General features: G+C 61.2%; 11 protein-coding genes. 5 read left to right on the top strand and 6 right to left on the bottom strand.

Translation table 11 applies throughout. The annotated features are described in order from the left end of the window. The first annotated feature begins 43 nt into the window (after window positions 1-43). The 5 genes from EPO61_13710 to EPO61_13730 all read left to right on the top strand — a co-directional run bounded on the left by EPO61_13710 (window position 44) and on the right by EPO61_13730 (window position 7003). Window positions 44-2500, top strand: coding sequence for a hypothetical protein (locus EPO61_13710; GenBank protein TAJ07034.1), 2457 nt, complete (start codon window positions 44-46; stop codon window positions 2498-2500). Window positions 2501-2508: 8 nt separating this feature from the next. Further along, a complete protein-coding gene (locus EPO61_13715) occupies window positions 2509-3684 on the top strand; it encodes a phosphopentomutase (protein ID TAJ07429.1) in 1176 nt (391 codons plus the stop codon). A 27-nt stretch (window positions 3685-3711) separates the two neighbouring features. After that, window positions 3712-4179, top strand: coding sequence for a RidA family protein (locus EPO61_13720; protein TAJ07035.1), 468 nt, complete (start codon window positions 3712-3714; stop codon window positions 4177-4179). A 106-nt stretch (window positions 4180-4285) separates the two neighbouring features. After that, window positions 4286-6016 (top strand): hypothetical protein, encoded by a 1731-nt coding sequence (locus EPO61_13725; GenBank protein ID TAJ07036.1) that lies wholly within the window; start codon window positions 4286-4288, stop codon window positions 6014-6016. Window positions 6017-6019: 3 nt separating this feature from the next. Then, window positions 6020-7003: a hypothetical protein gene (locus tag EPO61_13730; GenBank protein TAJ07037.1), complete on the top strand. Its 984-nt coding sequence runs from the start codon at window positions 6020-6022 to the stop codon at window positions 7001-7003. A gap of 76 nt (window positions 7004-7079) precedes the next feature. Here the strand turns inward: EPO61_13730 and EPO61_13735 are convergent, their stop codons facing one another. The 6 genes from EPO61_13735 to EPO61_13760 form a co-directional block, all read right to left on the bottom strand. After that, window positions 7080-7820: a 16S rRNA (uracil(1498)-N(3))-methyltransferase gene (locus tag EPO61_13735; GenBank protein TAJ07038.1), complete on the bottom strand. Its 741-nt coding sequence runs from the start codon at window positions 7818-7820 to the stop codon at window positions 7080-7082. An 85-nt stretch (window positions 7821-7905) separates the two neighbouring features. Beyond that, window positions 7906-9027 carry a molecular chaperone DnaJ gene (dnaJ, locus tag EPO61_13740; protein TAJ07430.1) on the bottom strand — a complete coding sequence of 374 codons (1122 nt, stop codon included), beginning with the start codon at window positions 9025-9027 and terminating at the stop codon, window positions 7906-7908. Window positions 9028-9104: 77 nt separating this feature from the next. Further along, entirely contained in the window at window positions 9105-11042 is a 1938-nt protein-coding gene (dnaK, locus tag EPO61_13745; GenBank protein ID TAJ07039.1) for a molecular chaperone DnaK, read from the bottom strand. A 56-nt stretch (window positions 11043-11098) separates the two neighbouring features. Further along, on the bottom strand, window positions 11099-11728 hold the full coding sequence (gene grpE / locus EPO61_13750; GenBank protein TAJ07040.1) for a nucleotide exchange factor GrpE: 630 nt from the start codon (window positions 11726-11728) through the stop codon (window positions 11099-11101). 125 nt (window positions 11729-11853) lie between these two features. Next, window positions 11854-12633 carry a type III pantothenate kinase gene (locus tag EPO61_13755; GenBank protein TAJ07041.1) on the bottom strand — a complete coding sequence of 260 codons (780 nt, stop codon included), beginning with the start codon at window positions 12631-12633 and terminating at the stop codon, window positions 11854-11856. Window positions 12634-12736: 103 nt separating this feature from the next. Continuing rightward, window positions 12737-13564 carry a biotin--[acetyl-CoA-carboxylase] ligase gene (locus EPO61_13760; protein ID TAJ07042.1) on the bottom strand — a complete coding sequence of 276 codons (828 nt, stop codon included), beginning with the start codon at window positions 13562-13564 and terminating at the stop codon, window positions 12737-12739. Between the last annotated feature and the right edge of the window lie 2 nt (window positions 13565-13566).

The following is a 13566-nucleotide window of genomic DNA, read 5'->3' on the forward strand; positions in this document are numbered from 1 at the left end:
CCGCCATGTATCCTGGCCGTATCTTTAGGAAGGTGCCGGAAGATTGATCAATAGCCTCTGCAGACTGTTCCTGGCCTTCTACCGGCCGACCGTTCCGTCCGCCTCCCCGACGCCGGCCCAAGTCTGCCAACCCACGCTCATCAATTTCGACGCATTTTCCAGGGGCATCGACAACGTCCATATCGACGTGCGGCTCAGCCCGAAGTTTCAGGCCAAGGCGATCCGTATGATTGCCTTGCTCATTGACCAAGAGGCGGGAAGCGGACGGTGGGGCGGAACGGCGAAAGGGCCGAGTCGGCAAGAATGGGAAGAGTATCGGGTCGGGTATGCCCGGATGATGGAGGCCACCGTCCATCGGGCCAAAACCAGCGGAGGTATTCCGCTCGTCCAGTTGGTGCAGGTGAGCACAATCAAGTTCTTGTTGGGGCGCGTCCAGGCCGATTTGGAGGTGCTTCGGCAGACGATTCGGGCCACCATGACCTCGGGCGGAGAGGCCAACGACAGCCAGCGGATCGAGATGACCGAGCGATTGAGCTGGTTGGCCAGAAACCGCGCCAGACTGCGGTACAAGATCGCTCGCCAACTCTTCGCTCCTCTGTTGAAGACCGAAGAAGGAGCCTTGGGGGACCTGAGGCAGTCGGTGATCGGGCAACGCTGGTCCCTGCCGGAAGAAGTCATCGGGAATCCGCTTCTTCAGGCGGACAATCCGTTCGACGACGAAGTGCAGATGAAACAGTATGTGCTGCTGAGCCAGGGGCAAAGCCAGGATGAGGAGGGAACCTATAGTTTTGCCGCGCTGGATCGCTTCATGCCCGACATCTTTCGTCCTCAGAAGCCGACCAATGACGTGGAAATCGAGTTGAGTAAAGGCGAACAGGTCCACGGGGAACTGGCGGCGCAGGCGGCTGCGCTCAAGAAAAAACAGGGGCGCGCCAAGAAGGGGGCGCAGGCCGAGGGGTTGGCCAAACAAATTGCGGACGTTGAGGCGAAGTTGAACCAGGCCGCAAGCGACCGGGAGCAACACCGTGCCCGGTATCTGAAAGAGCATTATGCCTGGGCCGACGTTCCGGCCAATGTGGATGTGCTCTTCAACGCCACCCTCACGCTCGAACGCATCGCAAAAGCCAAGCGAGCAAAAGACAACGAACAAGTGGCGGACCTTAAGAAGCAGCTGGAATTCCAGCGTCGCCTGGGAGCGGTCGCCGAGCGGTATTTTCGGCAGACACCGTTGCTGGCCAAGGCGGTGGCTGCCTATGAGATCGTGCCGTGCTACAAGGACTATGCCGGCGTGCTGACGGCGGGAGAGTTGCACCAGTTTGTTTCTGACAAGCGTGCCCGCAAGGCCATTCTCGCAAAAATCAAAGACAAGAAGGTGAAGGGCCAGCCCCTGTTGCCCGCCGCGCTGATCCAAGCGGTGCAGCGGGTCGAGAAACTATCCTGCGGGGAGGAGCGCGCCTATCTGATCCGTTTCCTCAAAGACTTTCTGACGTTTCGGCGCGATCTGGCGAACGGCCAGCTCATCCAGCAGGCGATGGGCCGGATCGAACTGCAGGAGGATCAGAAAAACATCCGGCTGTCGCGGGCCAACCGGACCCTCTTCGAGTTCTTGGGTACGGGGGAAGAGGGCGCGGTCGCCCAAACGGTGCTCAATCACGTGATCCTGAAAGCGGACGTGCGGGGGTCCACGACGATGGTGGCCGAGTTGCGCAAGCGGGGCCTGAATCCGGCCTCCCATTTCAGTCTGAATTTTTTTGAGCCGCTCAACGAGGTGCTGGAAACGTACGGGGCCAACAAGGTCTTTATCGAGGGCGACGCGGTCATCCTCAGTCTGATGGAACATGAGGAGGCGATCGAGCATCACTATAGCGTGGCGCGCATGTGCGGAATCGCCAAGCGGCTCCTGGGCCTGGTGCAGGCCCAAAACGCCGCCTGCCGGAAGGACGGGCTGCCGGAGCTGGAATTGGGGATCGGGATCGTCTACAGCGAAGAGCCGCCGACGTTTCTGTATGACGGCAACAACGAAATCGTGATCTCCTCGGCGATCGGCAAGGCCGACCGGCTGTCCTCCTGCTCCTGGATGCTCAGGAAGGAACGGGCCAAGCGGGAGCGGATCTTGACCAGCGTGGACATTTATGAAATTCCGGAAGGCGATCCGTTGCGCGGCGAAAAGGGGGAGGTCCATCTCCGGTACAATCTCAACGGGATCGAGCTCGACGAAGACGGGTTCTTCAAGCTCCAGACCGAACTCACGATGCAGGAAGTGGAGATGCAACTGCCCGGAGACGATATGGCCACATCTTTCTACGTCGGCCGGTACCCGGATTTGAAAGGCGTTCTGCATCGCGTCGTGGTCCGGCAGGGCCGCATCCGGCTGCTGGACAAAAGCCATCCCCGATTCGGCCTTCCCACCGCCGATGTCTTCTACGAAGTCGTGACCGATGACGAGGTGCTGCAGATGGTCGCTCCGTCGGTACCACAGGATGACAGTACGGTCGCATGAACGAGACGATGATTCAACGCGTCATCCTCATCGTGCTGGATGGCCTGGGAGTGGGGGCCCTTCCGGATGCGGAGGCCTATGGGGATGCGGGCAGCAATACCCTGGCCCACGTGGCCGAAGCCGTCGGAGGACTGCATCTGCCCAACTTGCAGCGGTTGGGATTCGGACATATCGGGGAGTTTGCCGGCCTGACGAAGGTGAGCGAGCCGGACGCCTGCTTCGGCAAGATGGCGGAATTATCCAAAGGCAAGGACACCACGGTGGGTCATTGGGAACTGGCCGGCCTCGTTACAGACAGGCCCTTTCCGACCTACCCGAAAGGGTTCCCGGCGGAGCTGATCGCGGCGTTCGAGAAAGCCATCGGCCGGAAGGTTTTGGGCAACCGGCCTGCGTCGGGAACGGACATCATCAACAAGCTGGGCGAAGAACATGTCCGATCCGGTTCGCCCATCGTCTACACCAGCGCGGACAGTGTCTTCCAAATTGCCGCCCATGAAGAAGTCGTGCCGGTCGAGGAACTTTATAGGATGTGTCGGGAGGCCAGACGGCTGCTGCGCCCGCCGCATCAGGTTGCCCGTGTCATCGCCCGGCCTTTCAGCGGTGAGCCGGGGCAGTTCGTGCGCACCGTCCATCGGCGCGACTTTGCGCTGGAGCCGCCGAGCCCGACCTTGCTTGACCAGCTGAAAGCCGCCGGCCATCCGGTCGTCGGGATCGGGAAAATTGAGGATATCTTCAAAGGGCGGGGCCTGACGCGATCCATCCATGCCGCGACCAATGAGGAGGGCATGCTTGAAACAAGCCGCGTGCTGGAGACGGTGCCTCGGGGATTGATATTCGTCAATCTGGTGGAGTTCGACATGCTCTATGGCCACCGTAAGGATGCCAAGGGCTATGCTCAGGCGCTCACGGAGTTCGACTACTGGCTGCCCAATTTGCTGGGCGGCATGCGCCAGGGCGATGTGTTCTTTCTCACCAGCGACCATGGGAACGACCCGGCCATGCCGGGTACGGACCATTCCCGCGAATATGTGCCGCTCCTGGCCTATGGACCGAGACTTGCGCGCGGCGTCAATCTTGGCGTGCGGCAAAGCCTGGCCGACCTCGGCCAGACGATTGCGGATGCGCTCCACGTGAAACGGTTGCCGTGCGGAGAGAGCTTTCTGGATTCGCTTGCGCTGGGCTGATCACCGACAGATTCTGCAAGGAGGCGCATGTCTTTCGAAGATCGGCTGACGCAAGCGGGGATCGAGTTGCCGCTCCCGCCCAAACCGGTGGCGACCTATGTTCCCGCGGTGCAGGCGGGGGAATTGTTGTTTTTGAGTGGAGTCCTCCCGTTCCGCGACGGGAAGTTGACGCTGGTGGGCAAGTTGGGCCGGGACTTGACTGTCGAGCAGGGCTATGAGGAGTCGCAGGTTGCCCTGCTCAATGCGCTGGCTATCGTACGGAGCCACCTCGGCACGCTCGACCGGGTGAGGCAGGTGGTGCGCCTGGTCGGACACGTCGCGTCGGCGGAAGGCTTCGTGCAGCAGCCGGCGGTCATCAACGGAGCCTCGGACCTGCTTGTCAAATTGTTCGGCGAGGCGGGCCGCCATGCCCGTGTAGCGGTCGGCGCGGTTCAGCTTCCACTGAATGCGCCGGTCGAATTGGAGCTGATTTTGCAAGTCTTGCCGCCGCGGTGAGCCGTTGCCGCCCGACTCTCCGGACGGCTCCGTTCCTTGACAGGCAAAAAGAACGCTTGTTATAGTGCGTGCGTTTTGGCTGTCTGGCAGCCTCGTTTCGGCCTCCATGCCTCCTCTCGCGGGGTCGTTCACCACGCTCAGGAGTACGTTCTTCCGGACACATTCAGGAGCCCGCATCATGTGGCCTATTGCCGTTTTGACCCTGGTCCTGCCAATGTTTGCCTGGTCGTCTTCCGCTTGGGCCGGAACCGCACTTGCGCCGGATGCTGCGCCTCCTGGCGCGACCGTCACGATTACCGGCAAGGGGTTCGGGACATTCAAGTCCTCGCAGGACAACCGGGTCTTCTTCGGCAACGTTCCGGCCCTGGTGCAGCGGTGGGAACCGGATTTGGTTTCCGTCAAAGTTCCCTTGCGGGCGGCCACCGGTCCCGTCGAAATCGTAAAAGGAAAAAAAAGGATCCAGGCCGGCACTTTTACCGTCCTGCGCCCGATCATTCAGGCCGTGACCCCAGGGGAGACGGAGCCAGGTTCGGTGCTTCAGATCAGCGGCGCCCACTTCGGCAATACGGCCGGCTCCAAAGACCCCAATACGATGTTCGGCGTCAACGACGTCTTGATCAGCGGCGTGCCGGCCAGGGTGCGCCGCTGGCGTGATGACCGGATCGAAGTCGAAGTGCCGGCCAATGCCGCTTCGGGCGACGTGCTGGTCCGGTTGGCTTCCTCGGACCCCCTGCCGGACGGGTCTTGCTGCGCGCCGGTCGAGTACAGCGTGAGCAATGCGGTCGCCCTCAGCGTCCTGCCCTCCATCCGGGTGGACCCTCTCACCGGTCCGGTGGGCACCAAAGTGGTGCTGTTCGGAAAAGGCTTCGGCGCCGGCAAGAGTCCCGCCGATGCCATCCTGTTCAACGGCCGTCCTGCGACCGTGGCCCAGTGGACGGACCAGCTCATTGTCGCGCATGTGCCGCTCAATGCTGCCAGCGGTCCAATCGTGATCAAGCAAGGATCGGTCGAGCGGACGGTCGGCCAGTTTGCGGTGCGCATGCCCAAGGCCACCGGTCTGTCGCCCGCCAGCGCGCCGATCGGAAGTCTGCTGCGGATCACCGGCGAAAATTTCGGCTTCTATTCGGAAAGCGGCGCCTCACCGTTCGCGTTTGCGGATTTCAACAAGGGTGACAACGGAGTGGAAATCGGCGGGGTGCCGGCCATTATCTATCGCTGGCATGACGACAAAATCGACGTGTGGATCCCCTACAGCGTCAAGAGCGGACCGGTGGTCGTCAAGCGTGGAGCCACTGTGCCCAAGGAAGACGGGACCTGCTGTGCGGAGCGGGGACTGGTGACGACCGAGGCGGGGATTTTTTCCCTCGTGGTCCCCCAGGTGGAGTCCTTTTCTCCGGCGACGGCCGGCCTGGATGAGGTGGTGACGATCAAAGGCTCCGGGTTCGGGAACTTCCTGAAGACCACGGAAGCGACCCAACCTGGCTTGAACGAAGGGGGCCATGACTTCGCTCCCATCAAGCTTGGCGAAAATGTCTCTCGCAGCGAGGTCCTGTTCAACGGTTTGGCCGGCATGATCGTGTCCTGGACCGATACGGAGATCAAGGTTCGAGTGCCCAGACGTCAAATGTTCGGGATTGGGAAGATGAACGAATTCGTGACGGGCGCCATTGCTGGGCCGCTGGTGGTGCGACGAGGGTCCTGGGATTTGTTGCCGGACGGCGCTTGTTGCACTCAAAAACAATGGGTGAGCGTCGAAGCAGGGCAGTTTACGATCCAAGCAAAAGGGCTCCCTGATCCAGGGTACTTCAACAGCCCCGACCAGAAGGGCCGTGAGTGATCCATGGGGACGATGCGGCGATGGCGGAAGGCGAGACTCGTGGGGCCGGCGCTGCTGGCTGCTGTAGCCCTGTTCTGCTTCAACAGTCCTTCAGGGGCTGCCCCGATCGCGGCGATTCCCCAGAAGAGCGGGATCGACGCGACCCTGATGGGGATTTATTTTCTGAATGCAAAGAGCGGTTGGGCGGTGGGAAGCGGCGGCGTCATCGTCCGGACAACCGACGGGGGGAAGCGCTGGAAAGCGGCGCCCAGTTCGACCAACGTTCAGCTCAGCGGCGTGTTTTTTGCCGACGCGATCCATGGCTGGGCCGTGGGGGCCAACGGCACGCTGCTGCATTCCCGTGACGGCGGGGAAAAATGGGAGCCCCAGGCCAGCGGCACTCAGTCGTCCCTCTATGGAGTCTTTTTCCTGAGTCCGGCCCTGGGCTGGGTGGTGGGGGGCGCAGGGACGATTTTGCAGACCGAGGACGGAGGCAGGCACTGGGTCGATCAAACCAGCAGGACGAATGCCACCTTGTATGCCGTTCAGTTTTTGGATCAGCGTAACGGGAAGGCGGTCGGGGCGCTGGGGACGATCCTGTCGACGGAGGACGGAGGCCGTACCTGGTCGGCGCAGGAGACCCAGAGTTCGGCCACGTTTTTTGATGTGTTCTTCGCCGATCCTCTGAACGGGTGGGTCGTCGGCAATGCGGGCGCGATGTTTCAAACCCTCAACGGGGGCGCGCAGTGGGTGGACCGCTCGCTGCCTTGCGCCGGGTCCTGTTCACGGCTCACGGACCTGCTCAGAGTGAGGTTTACCGACGGCAAAGCCGGTTGGGTTGTGGGGGAGCGAGGCACGATTTTCAGAACCACCGACGCAGGCTTTAATTGGGTACTGCAAGAACACTCAAGCAAAGCCTCTCTCTTCGGTCTGAGCTTTCCGGCTGCGGGTCAGGGCTGGGCGGTCGGGGAGCGGGGCACGATTCTGCAGATCACAGCACCGCAATAGCTTTCAGCGATCAGCTCTCAGCGTATCTTCTCGAAGGCTGACGGCTGTCGGCTGATGGCTGAGAACTTCCCACAATTCACCCCAGTTCCCCTAAGCGGCTTTGGATGACCGTCAAGGCCGCGATCGCCGCTGTTTCAGCCCGAAGAATCCTCGATCCCAAAGTCACCGGCAGGAATCCCTGCTGCAACGCCAGGTCGAGTTCATCCCGCCGCCAGCCTCCTTCCGGGCCCACTGCAACGATCACCCTTGTCGCGGCTCCGGCAGGCAAGACGACCCCCTGCAGGCTCGATCCGCTGCTTCGTTCGCTCAAAATGAGCTTTGTGTCCTGGGCCGATTGGCCGGCAAAGAAGGCATCAGCTTTCTGGGGTGCGGTCACGATCGGCACATCCCATCGCTCGGACTGTTGCGCCCCTTCGAACGCGATCCGTTGCCACCGCTCCTGTTGCGCGTCGGAACGGGAAGGGCGTGGCCGAACGATCCCTTGTTCGGTCACCAGCGGAATGAGGGCCGCAACCCCGAGTTCGGTGGCTTTTTGAATGGTCCAGTCCATCCGATCGCCTTTGAGAATCGTCTGCGCGAGGGTGATGGTGGGGCTACCGGGAACCGGGCCGACCCGCTCCTCCACAATCCGGCTGATGATGGCCTGCTTGGTGACCTGGAGGGCTTTTACCAGATATCGTCGTCGCCGTTCGTCGCCGATCCAGAAAGTTTCTCCCTCCGCGACACGGAGGCTGCCGCGGAGATGGTCGCAGAGGGGACCGGTAATCGTGACGGTTCCGCTGGTGACCTGGGTCGAATTGATGAAGAAGACGGGCATCAGGAGACGTTAGGCGTGAAACGTGAGGCGTGAGGGGAGGCGGCTCTCGTCAGGCCTGTCCCCATACCACTCACGGCATTCTAGGTCACTCGAAGTACGTCTTCATCTTGTCGAAAAACCCATCCCCATCCTGATCCATGGTCATGCCGCTTTCTTTCGCGAATTCCGCCAGAAGCGTCTTCTGTGCGGCGGTCAGTTTGGTGGGGATTTGAATCTTGACCTTCATGATCTGATCGCCCGTCTGCTGCCCTTTCAGGCTGGGCACGCCGAGCCCCTTCAGCCGGAAAGCCTTGTCCTGCTGGGTCCCGGCCGGAACCTTGATGACGGTCGTGCCCTTGAGCGTGGGCACCTCCACTTTGCCGCCGAGCGTGGCGGTGACGAAGCTGACCGGAATGTCGCAGAGAATGTCGTTGCCCTTGCGGGAAAAAATATCGTGGGATTGCACCGTCACGGCGACGTAGAGGTCGCCCGGTGGGCCGCCGTTGTCTCCCGGTTCTCCTTCGTTCGCGAGCCGCAGGCGCATGCCCGATTCGATGCCGGCGGGGATATTGACCGAGAGCATGCGTTCGCGACGGACCCGCCGCCGCCCTCGGCAGGTCCCGCAAGGGTCGGTGATGATCTGGCCGGCCCCTTCGCATTGATTACAAGGCCGGCTGATGCTGAAGAACCCCTGCTGGAAACGGAGCTGGCCGGCCCCCTTGCAGCTGGGACAGACCTTGACGGCGTCGGCTGAGCGGGCTCCTGTGCCTTTGCAGTCTGCGCAGGGTTCGGCCCGGGGAATCTTGAGCGTCGCTTCCTTGCCGTACACCGATTCTTCGAAGGACAGTTCCAGGTTGTACTGGAGATCAGAGCCGCGTTCGGCCCGCTGGCCGCCGCGACCGGCCCCGAAAAAGTCTTCGAAAATGTCGTTGAAAACGTCCCCAAACCCGCCTCGCCCGAAGTCGAAGCCTTCCGCCCCGCCGCCGAAACCCTGCTGCGCGCCGGCATGGCCGAACATGTCGTACCGGCGGCGCTTTTCCTGGTCGCTCAGGACTTCGTAGGCTTCGTTGATCTCCTTGAATTTTTCTTCGGCGACTTTCTTGTGCTGTTCCCCGTGCTGAAGGTCAGGGTGATATTGGCGGGCCAGCTTGCGGAAGGCCTTCTTGATCTCGTCGTCGGCCGCGTTGCGGTCGATGCCGAGCGTTTCGTAGTAATCGCGCTTTGCCACAGATGCCATCAGGTGAAAACAATGAACCGGCTCACACCCTGGGGGCGTGAGCCGGCGTGACAGGGTCTCGTGTGTGCTTACTTCTTGTCCTTGTCGACTTCCTCGAATTCGGCATCGACCACTTTCTCATCGGTCTTGGCCGAGCCGCCTCCGTTGTCCTGGCCGCCCTGATTGGCGCCGTCCCCGGTGCCGGCCGTCCCAGATCCGGCGGAGGCTTTCTTGTACATCTCCTCGGCCAGCTTGTGCGAGGCGGTCGTTAACGTCTGCGTCGCCGACTCGATGGCGGCCGGGTCGTCGCCTTCCATGGCCTTGCGGAGCTCGGCGATGGCTTCCGTGATCCGGTTCTTGTCGTCCTCGCCGATCTTGTCCCCATGTTCGGTCAGGTTCTTCTCCGTGCCGTAGATCAGGTTGTCCGCCTGATTCCTGGCTTCGGCCACCCGTCGCCGCTTTTTATCGTCGTCCGTGTGGGATTGGGCTTCCTTGACCATCTTCTCGATCTCGTCCTTGCTGAGCCCGCTGGAGGCGGTGATCTTGATGGACTGTTCCTTCTGCGTGCCCAGATCCTTGGCGGCGACGTGCACGATCCCGTTGGCGTCGATGTCGAAGGTCACCTCGATTTGCGGCACGCCTCGGGGAGCGGGCGGGATGCCGACCAGATCGAACTGGCCCAACAGTTTGTTGTCGTTCGCCATTTCGCGTTCGCCCTGGAAGACCCGGATCGTCACCGCGCTCTGGCTGTCGGCGGCTGTCGAGAAGGTCTGGCTCTTCTTGGTGGGGATGGTCGTATTGCGCTCGATCAGATGCGTGAAGATCCCGCCCAGCGTTTCGATGCCGAGCGTAAGGGGCGTGACATCCAGCAGGAGGACGTCCTTGACCTCGCCCTTCAGCACGCCGCCCTGGATGCCGGCTCCGATCGCCACGACTTCGTCCGGGTTGACGCCCTTGTGCGGCTCCTTGCCGAAGAACTCCCGAACTTTTTCGATGACCTTGGGCATGCGAGTCATGCCGCCGACCAGCACCACCTCGTTGATGTCCTTTGCGGTCACGCCCGCATCGGTCAACGCCTTCTTGCAAGGCTCGATCGTGCGCTGGATCAGATCATCCACCAGTTGCTCCAGCTTGGCCCGCGTCAGCTTGATGACCAGGTGCTTGGGGCCGCTGGCGTCGGCGGTGATGAAGGGGAGGTTGATCTCGCTTTCCTGGGAGGAGGACAGCTCGATCTTGGCCCGCTCCGCCGCTTCCTTCAGGCGTTGAAGGGCCATCCGGTCCTTCCGCAGGTCGATGCCTTCCTGCTTCTTGAACTCATCCACCAGCCAATCCATTACGCGTTGGTCGAAGTCGTCGCCGCCCAGGTAGGTGTCGCCGTTCGTGGATTTGACTTCGAACACGCCCTCGCCGATTTCCAGGATGGAAATGTCGAAGGTGCCGCCGCCCAAGTCGTACACCGCGATGCGCTCATCCTTCTTCTTGTCCAGGCCGTAGGCCAGCGACGCGGCGGTCGGCTCGTTGATGATGCGAAGCACGGTGAGGCCTGCGATCTGTCCGGCATCTTTGGTCGCCTGGCGCTGGCTGTCGTCGAAGTACGCCGGCACCGTGATGACGGCCTCGGTCACCTTTTCGCCCAGGTAGTCCTCGGCGGTCTGCTTCATCTTCTGGAGGATCATCGCCGAAACTTCGGAGGGGCTGTAGCGTTTGCCGCGAATCTCGACATGCGCGTCCCCGTTGTTCGCTTCCACGACCTTGTACGGCAGGCGTTTGGCGGCCTCCTGCACCTGGCGGCTGCTGAATTTTCGGCCCATCAACCGCTTGACCGAGAAAATCGTGTTTTCCGGGTTGGTGATGGCCTGACGCTTGGCGATCTGGCCGACGAGCCGCTCCCCCTTGTCCGTGATACCCACAACCGAGGGGGTCGTGCGGCTGCCTTCGGCGTTGGCGATGACGACAGGATCCCCGCCGCTCATGACGGCCACGCAGGAGTTCGTCGTGCCCAAATCAATGCCGATGACCTTGCCCATGGTATGCTCTCCTTCCTCAAAAAAAACGGGACGTCAACCGGTGCGCGGCCGTTTGTCTACGCCGTGCCGGTTGAAGAATGCTCCTGGTTGCTTGTCGGAGCGCTGGCCACCGTGACCATGGCCGCCCGCAACATCCGTTCGTGCAAGAGATACCCCTTTTGAAATTCCTCGACGACCGTATTGTCCGCAGCGCCCACGGACTCCACCCGAGCCACGGCTTGGTGCCGGGCTGGATCAAATTGCTCACCGACGCTGGTGATCTGGCGAACACCGGCTTTGGCCAGCAGGTCCATGAACTGCTTGAGCGTAAGCTCGACGCCTTCAATCAGACTGCCGGTCTTGGCTCCTTCCTTGGGAGCCTCTTTGGCGGCTTTGATCGCCCGCTCAAGATTGTCGATAATCGGCAACAGATCTTTCAGCAAGCTTTCATTGGCGAAGCGGGCATAGTCCCGCTGGTCTTTTTGCGCCAACCGTTTATAGTTCTCGAATTCGGCAGCCAGCCGTAAATGTTTGTCGTGGAGGGCCTGGGCTTCTTCCGTTTTTGAGGCCAAGGCTTGTTTCAAGTCATCGTCTGAGCCTTGCCGCTCTCCCCCCCCCTTCTCCGGGGGGAAGTCCCCGGCAGGGATAGAATCTAACTCATTGATAGAACTTGATTTTTCTTTGTCTTTGTTCACGAGATGCACCAACCCTGGGCTGAGATAGCCACAGGCACCATAAAGTCAACGGGGAGGCTCAATTTTGTTCAAGACTTAGGGGTGGCTGACGGGGGTGAGGCAAGAGAGCCTGTATTCCTGTTGTCTGAAGTCCGGTCTCAGGTTTTGGTTTGGCCTCTGGTACGGCGATGAAGCAGCTCCAGCCCTTCCAGCGTCAGATAGGGCCTGACTTCCTGAATCTTGCGGGAGCAGGGGGCAAGTAGCGAGGAAAATCCACCGGTTGCGACCACCAATGACTGTTGTCCAGATTCATCCTGAAGCCTGGCGATGAGATCATCCACCATGGAAGCATGCCCGTAAATCAGTCCGGACTGAATGCTGCTGACGGTATCCCGACCGATGACGGTCTTGGGCTGGAGCAGGGTAACTTTTGGCAGTTGGGCGGTTCTGGCGGAGAGTACCTCGGCCCCAATGCCGAGACCGGGTGCGATGGCACCGCCTAGGAAGTCGCCTCGCCCGGTAATGACGGAGAAAGTGGTGGCGGTGCCCAAGTCCACCACGATGAGGCTGGTCTTGTACCGGTCATAGGCGGCAGCGGCGTTGACCAGGCGGTCGGCCCCGAGTTCGCGCGGATCGGCATAGTGAAGCGTGAGGCCCGTATCCATGTCGGAGGATACGACCAGCGGCTTGCGGTGGGACAGATCCTTTGCCATCTGCTCGAAAGCCGGGAGCAATGCGGGGACGACACTGCAAAGGATCGCATCGTTAATTGCTTCTGCGGACCGGCCGACGTTCCGGAGATGATGGGCCAGCAAGTTCCCATAGTCTCCTGCGGTCCTTGCTGGATCGGTATCCGAGCGCCAATGACCGATCAGGGTCTGCTGCCGGAACAGACCCCAGACGACGTTAGAGTTGCCGATATCGATGGTCAGCAGCATTCTTAGTTCGTGAGGTGTGAAAGGTGAAACGTGAAAGGGAGGGTGAAACGCATCGCAAGAAGGGGTGTCGTTTCACTGCTTACCTTTCACCTTTTACGTTCTGCTAGCGCAGGTGGATCACGTCTCCGGCGCGCACCTCGATCGTGCCGCCTCCGGAAGCCGGATCGCGGACGATACGAAGCGAGCCATCCGGCGCGATGGAATCGGCCAGCCCTTCGATGGTCTGTCCTTCAGAGAGGGAGACCCTGACTCTTCGCCCTAGCGTTGAACAGAGCCGGGCATATTCGCTCAGAAATGTATCGGGGGGCCTGGTCAGCAGGGTTTCGGAGTAGAGCTCAAGTTCCAAGAGGATGGACGCCAAGAGCGAGGCCCGGTCGCATGGACGGCCGGTCTCGGCGGCGATGGAGGTGGCGATATCGCGGATGTCCTCCGGAAATCCTTCTCTGCTGCCGTTGACGTTGAGCCCGATTCCGACGACGACGAAGGTCGTGGATGGGCCGGACAGGCTGCTTTCGCAGAGCAGCCCGCCTAGTTTGCGGTCTCCGGCCAGGATATCGTTCGGCCACTTGAGCAAGGGTTTAAGATCAGCCACCCGCTGTATGGCCCTGGCGACCGCCACGGCCGACAGGAGCGGAATTACTGAGAGCCATCCGGTCAGATTGTCAGCTGGTTGGTTCCGCAGGATCACGGAACAATAGAGATTGTCTCCTGGCGGCGAATACCAGCTGCGCCCCAACCGTCCCTTGCCCGCGGTCTGTGTCTCAGCCACAAGAACGGTGCCGTCCGGGGCTCCCTGCTGGGCCAGTTTCATGGCTTCATGGTTGGTCGAAGTGGTTTCCTGCAACACATGCAGGGTGCGGCCGAATCGCTTGGTGCGCAAGAGGGCTTGGATCGCTTCTCGGGTCAGAGGCTGGGCGAGAGGGGAGGCCATTG

The organism is Nitrospirota bacterium, assembly GCA_004296885.1.
Taxonomy (GTDB): domain Bacteria; phylum Nitrospirota; class Nitrospiria; order Nitrospirales; family Nitrospiraceae; genus SYGV01.

What these genes read in the sequence shown, in the direction of transcription:
- EPO61_13715 (TAJ07429.1), top strand. Translation starts at nt 2,509, where the DNA reads ATGATTCAACGCGTCATCCTCATCGTGCTGGATGGCCTGGGAGTGGGG.
- EPO61_13720 (TAJ07035.1), top strand. Translation starts at nt 3,712, where the DNA reads ATGTCTTTCGAAGATCGGCTGACGCAAGCGGGGATCGAGTTGCCGCTC.
- EPO61_13725 (TAJ07036.1), top strand. Translation starts at nt 4,286, where the DNA reads ATGCCTCCTCTCGCGGGGTCGTTCACCACGCTCAGGAGTACGTTCTTC.
- EPO61_13730 (TAJ07037.1), top strand. Translation starts at nt 6,020, where the DNA reads ATGGGGACGATGCGGCGATGGCGGAAGGCGAGACTCGTGGGGCCGGCG.
- EPO61_13735 (TAJ07038.1), bottom strand. Translation starts at nt 7,820, where the DNA reads ATGCCCGTCTTCTTCATCAATTCGACCCAGGTCACCAGCGGAACCGTC.
- dnaK (TAJ07039.1), bottom strand. Translation starts at nt 11,042, where the DNA reads ATGGGCAAGGTCATCGGCATTGATTTGGGCACGACGAACTCCTGCGTG.
- EPO61_13755 (TAJ07041.1), bottom strand. Translation starts at nt 12,633, where the DNA reads ATGCTGCTGACCATCGATATCGGCAACTCTAACGTCGTCTGGGGTCTG.
- EPO61_13760 (TAJ07042.1), bottom strand. Translation starts at nt 13,564, where the DNA reads ATGGCCTCCCCTCTCGCCCAGCCTCTGACCCGAGAAGCGATCCAAGCC.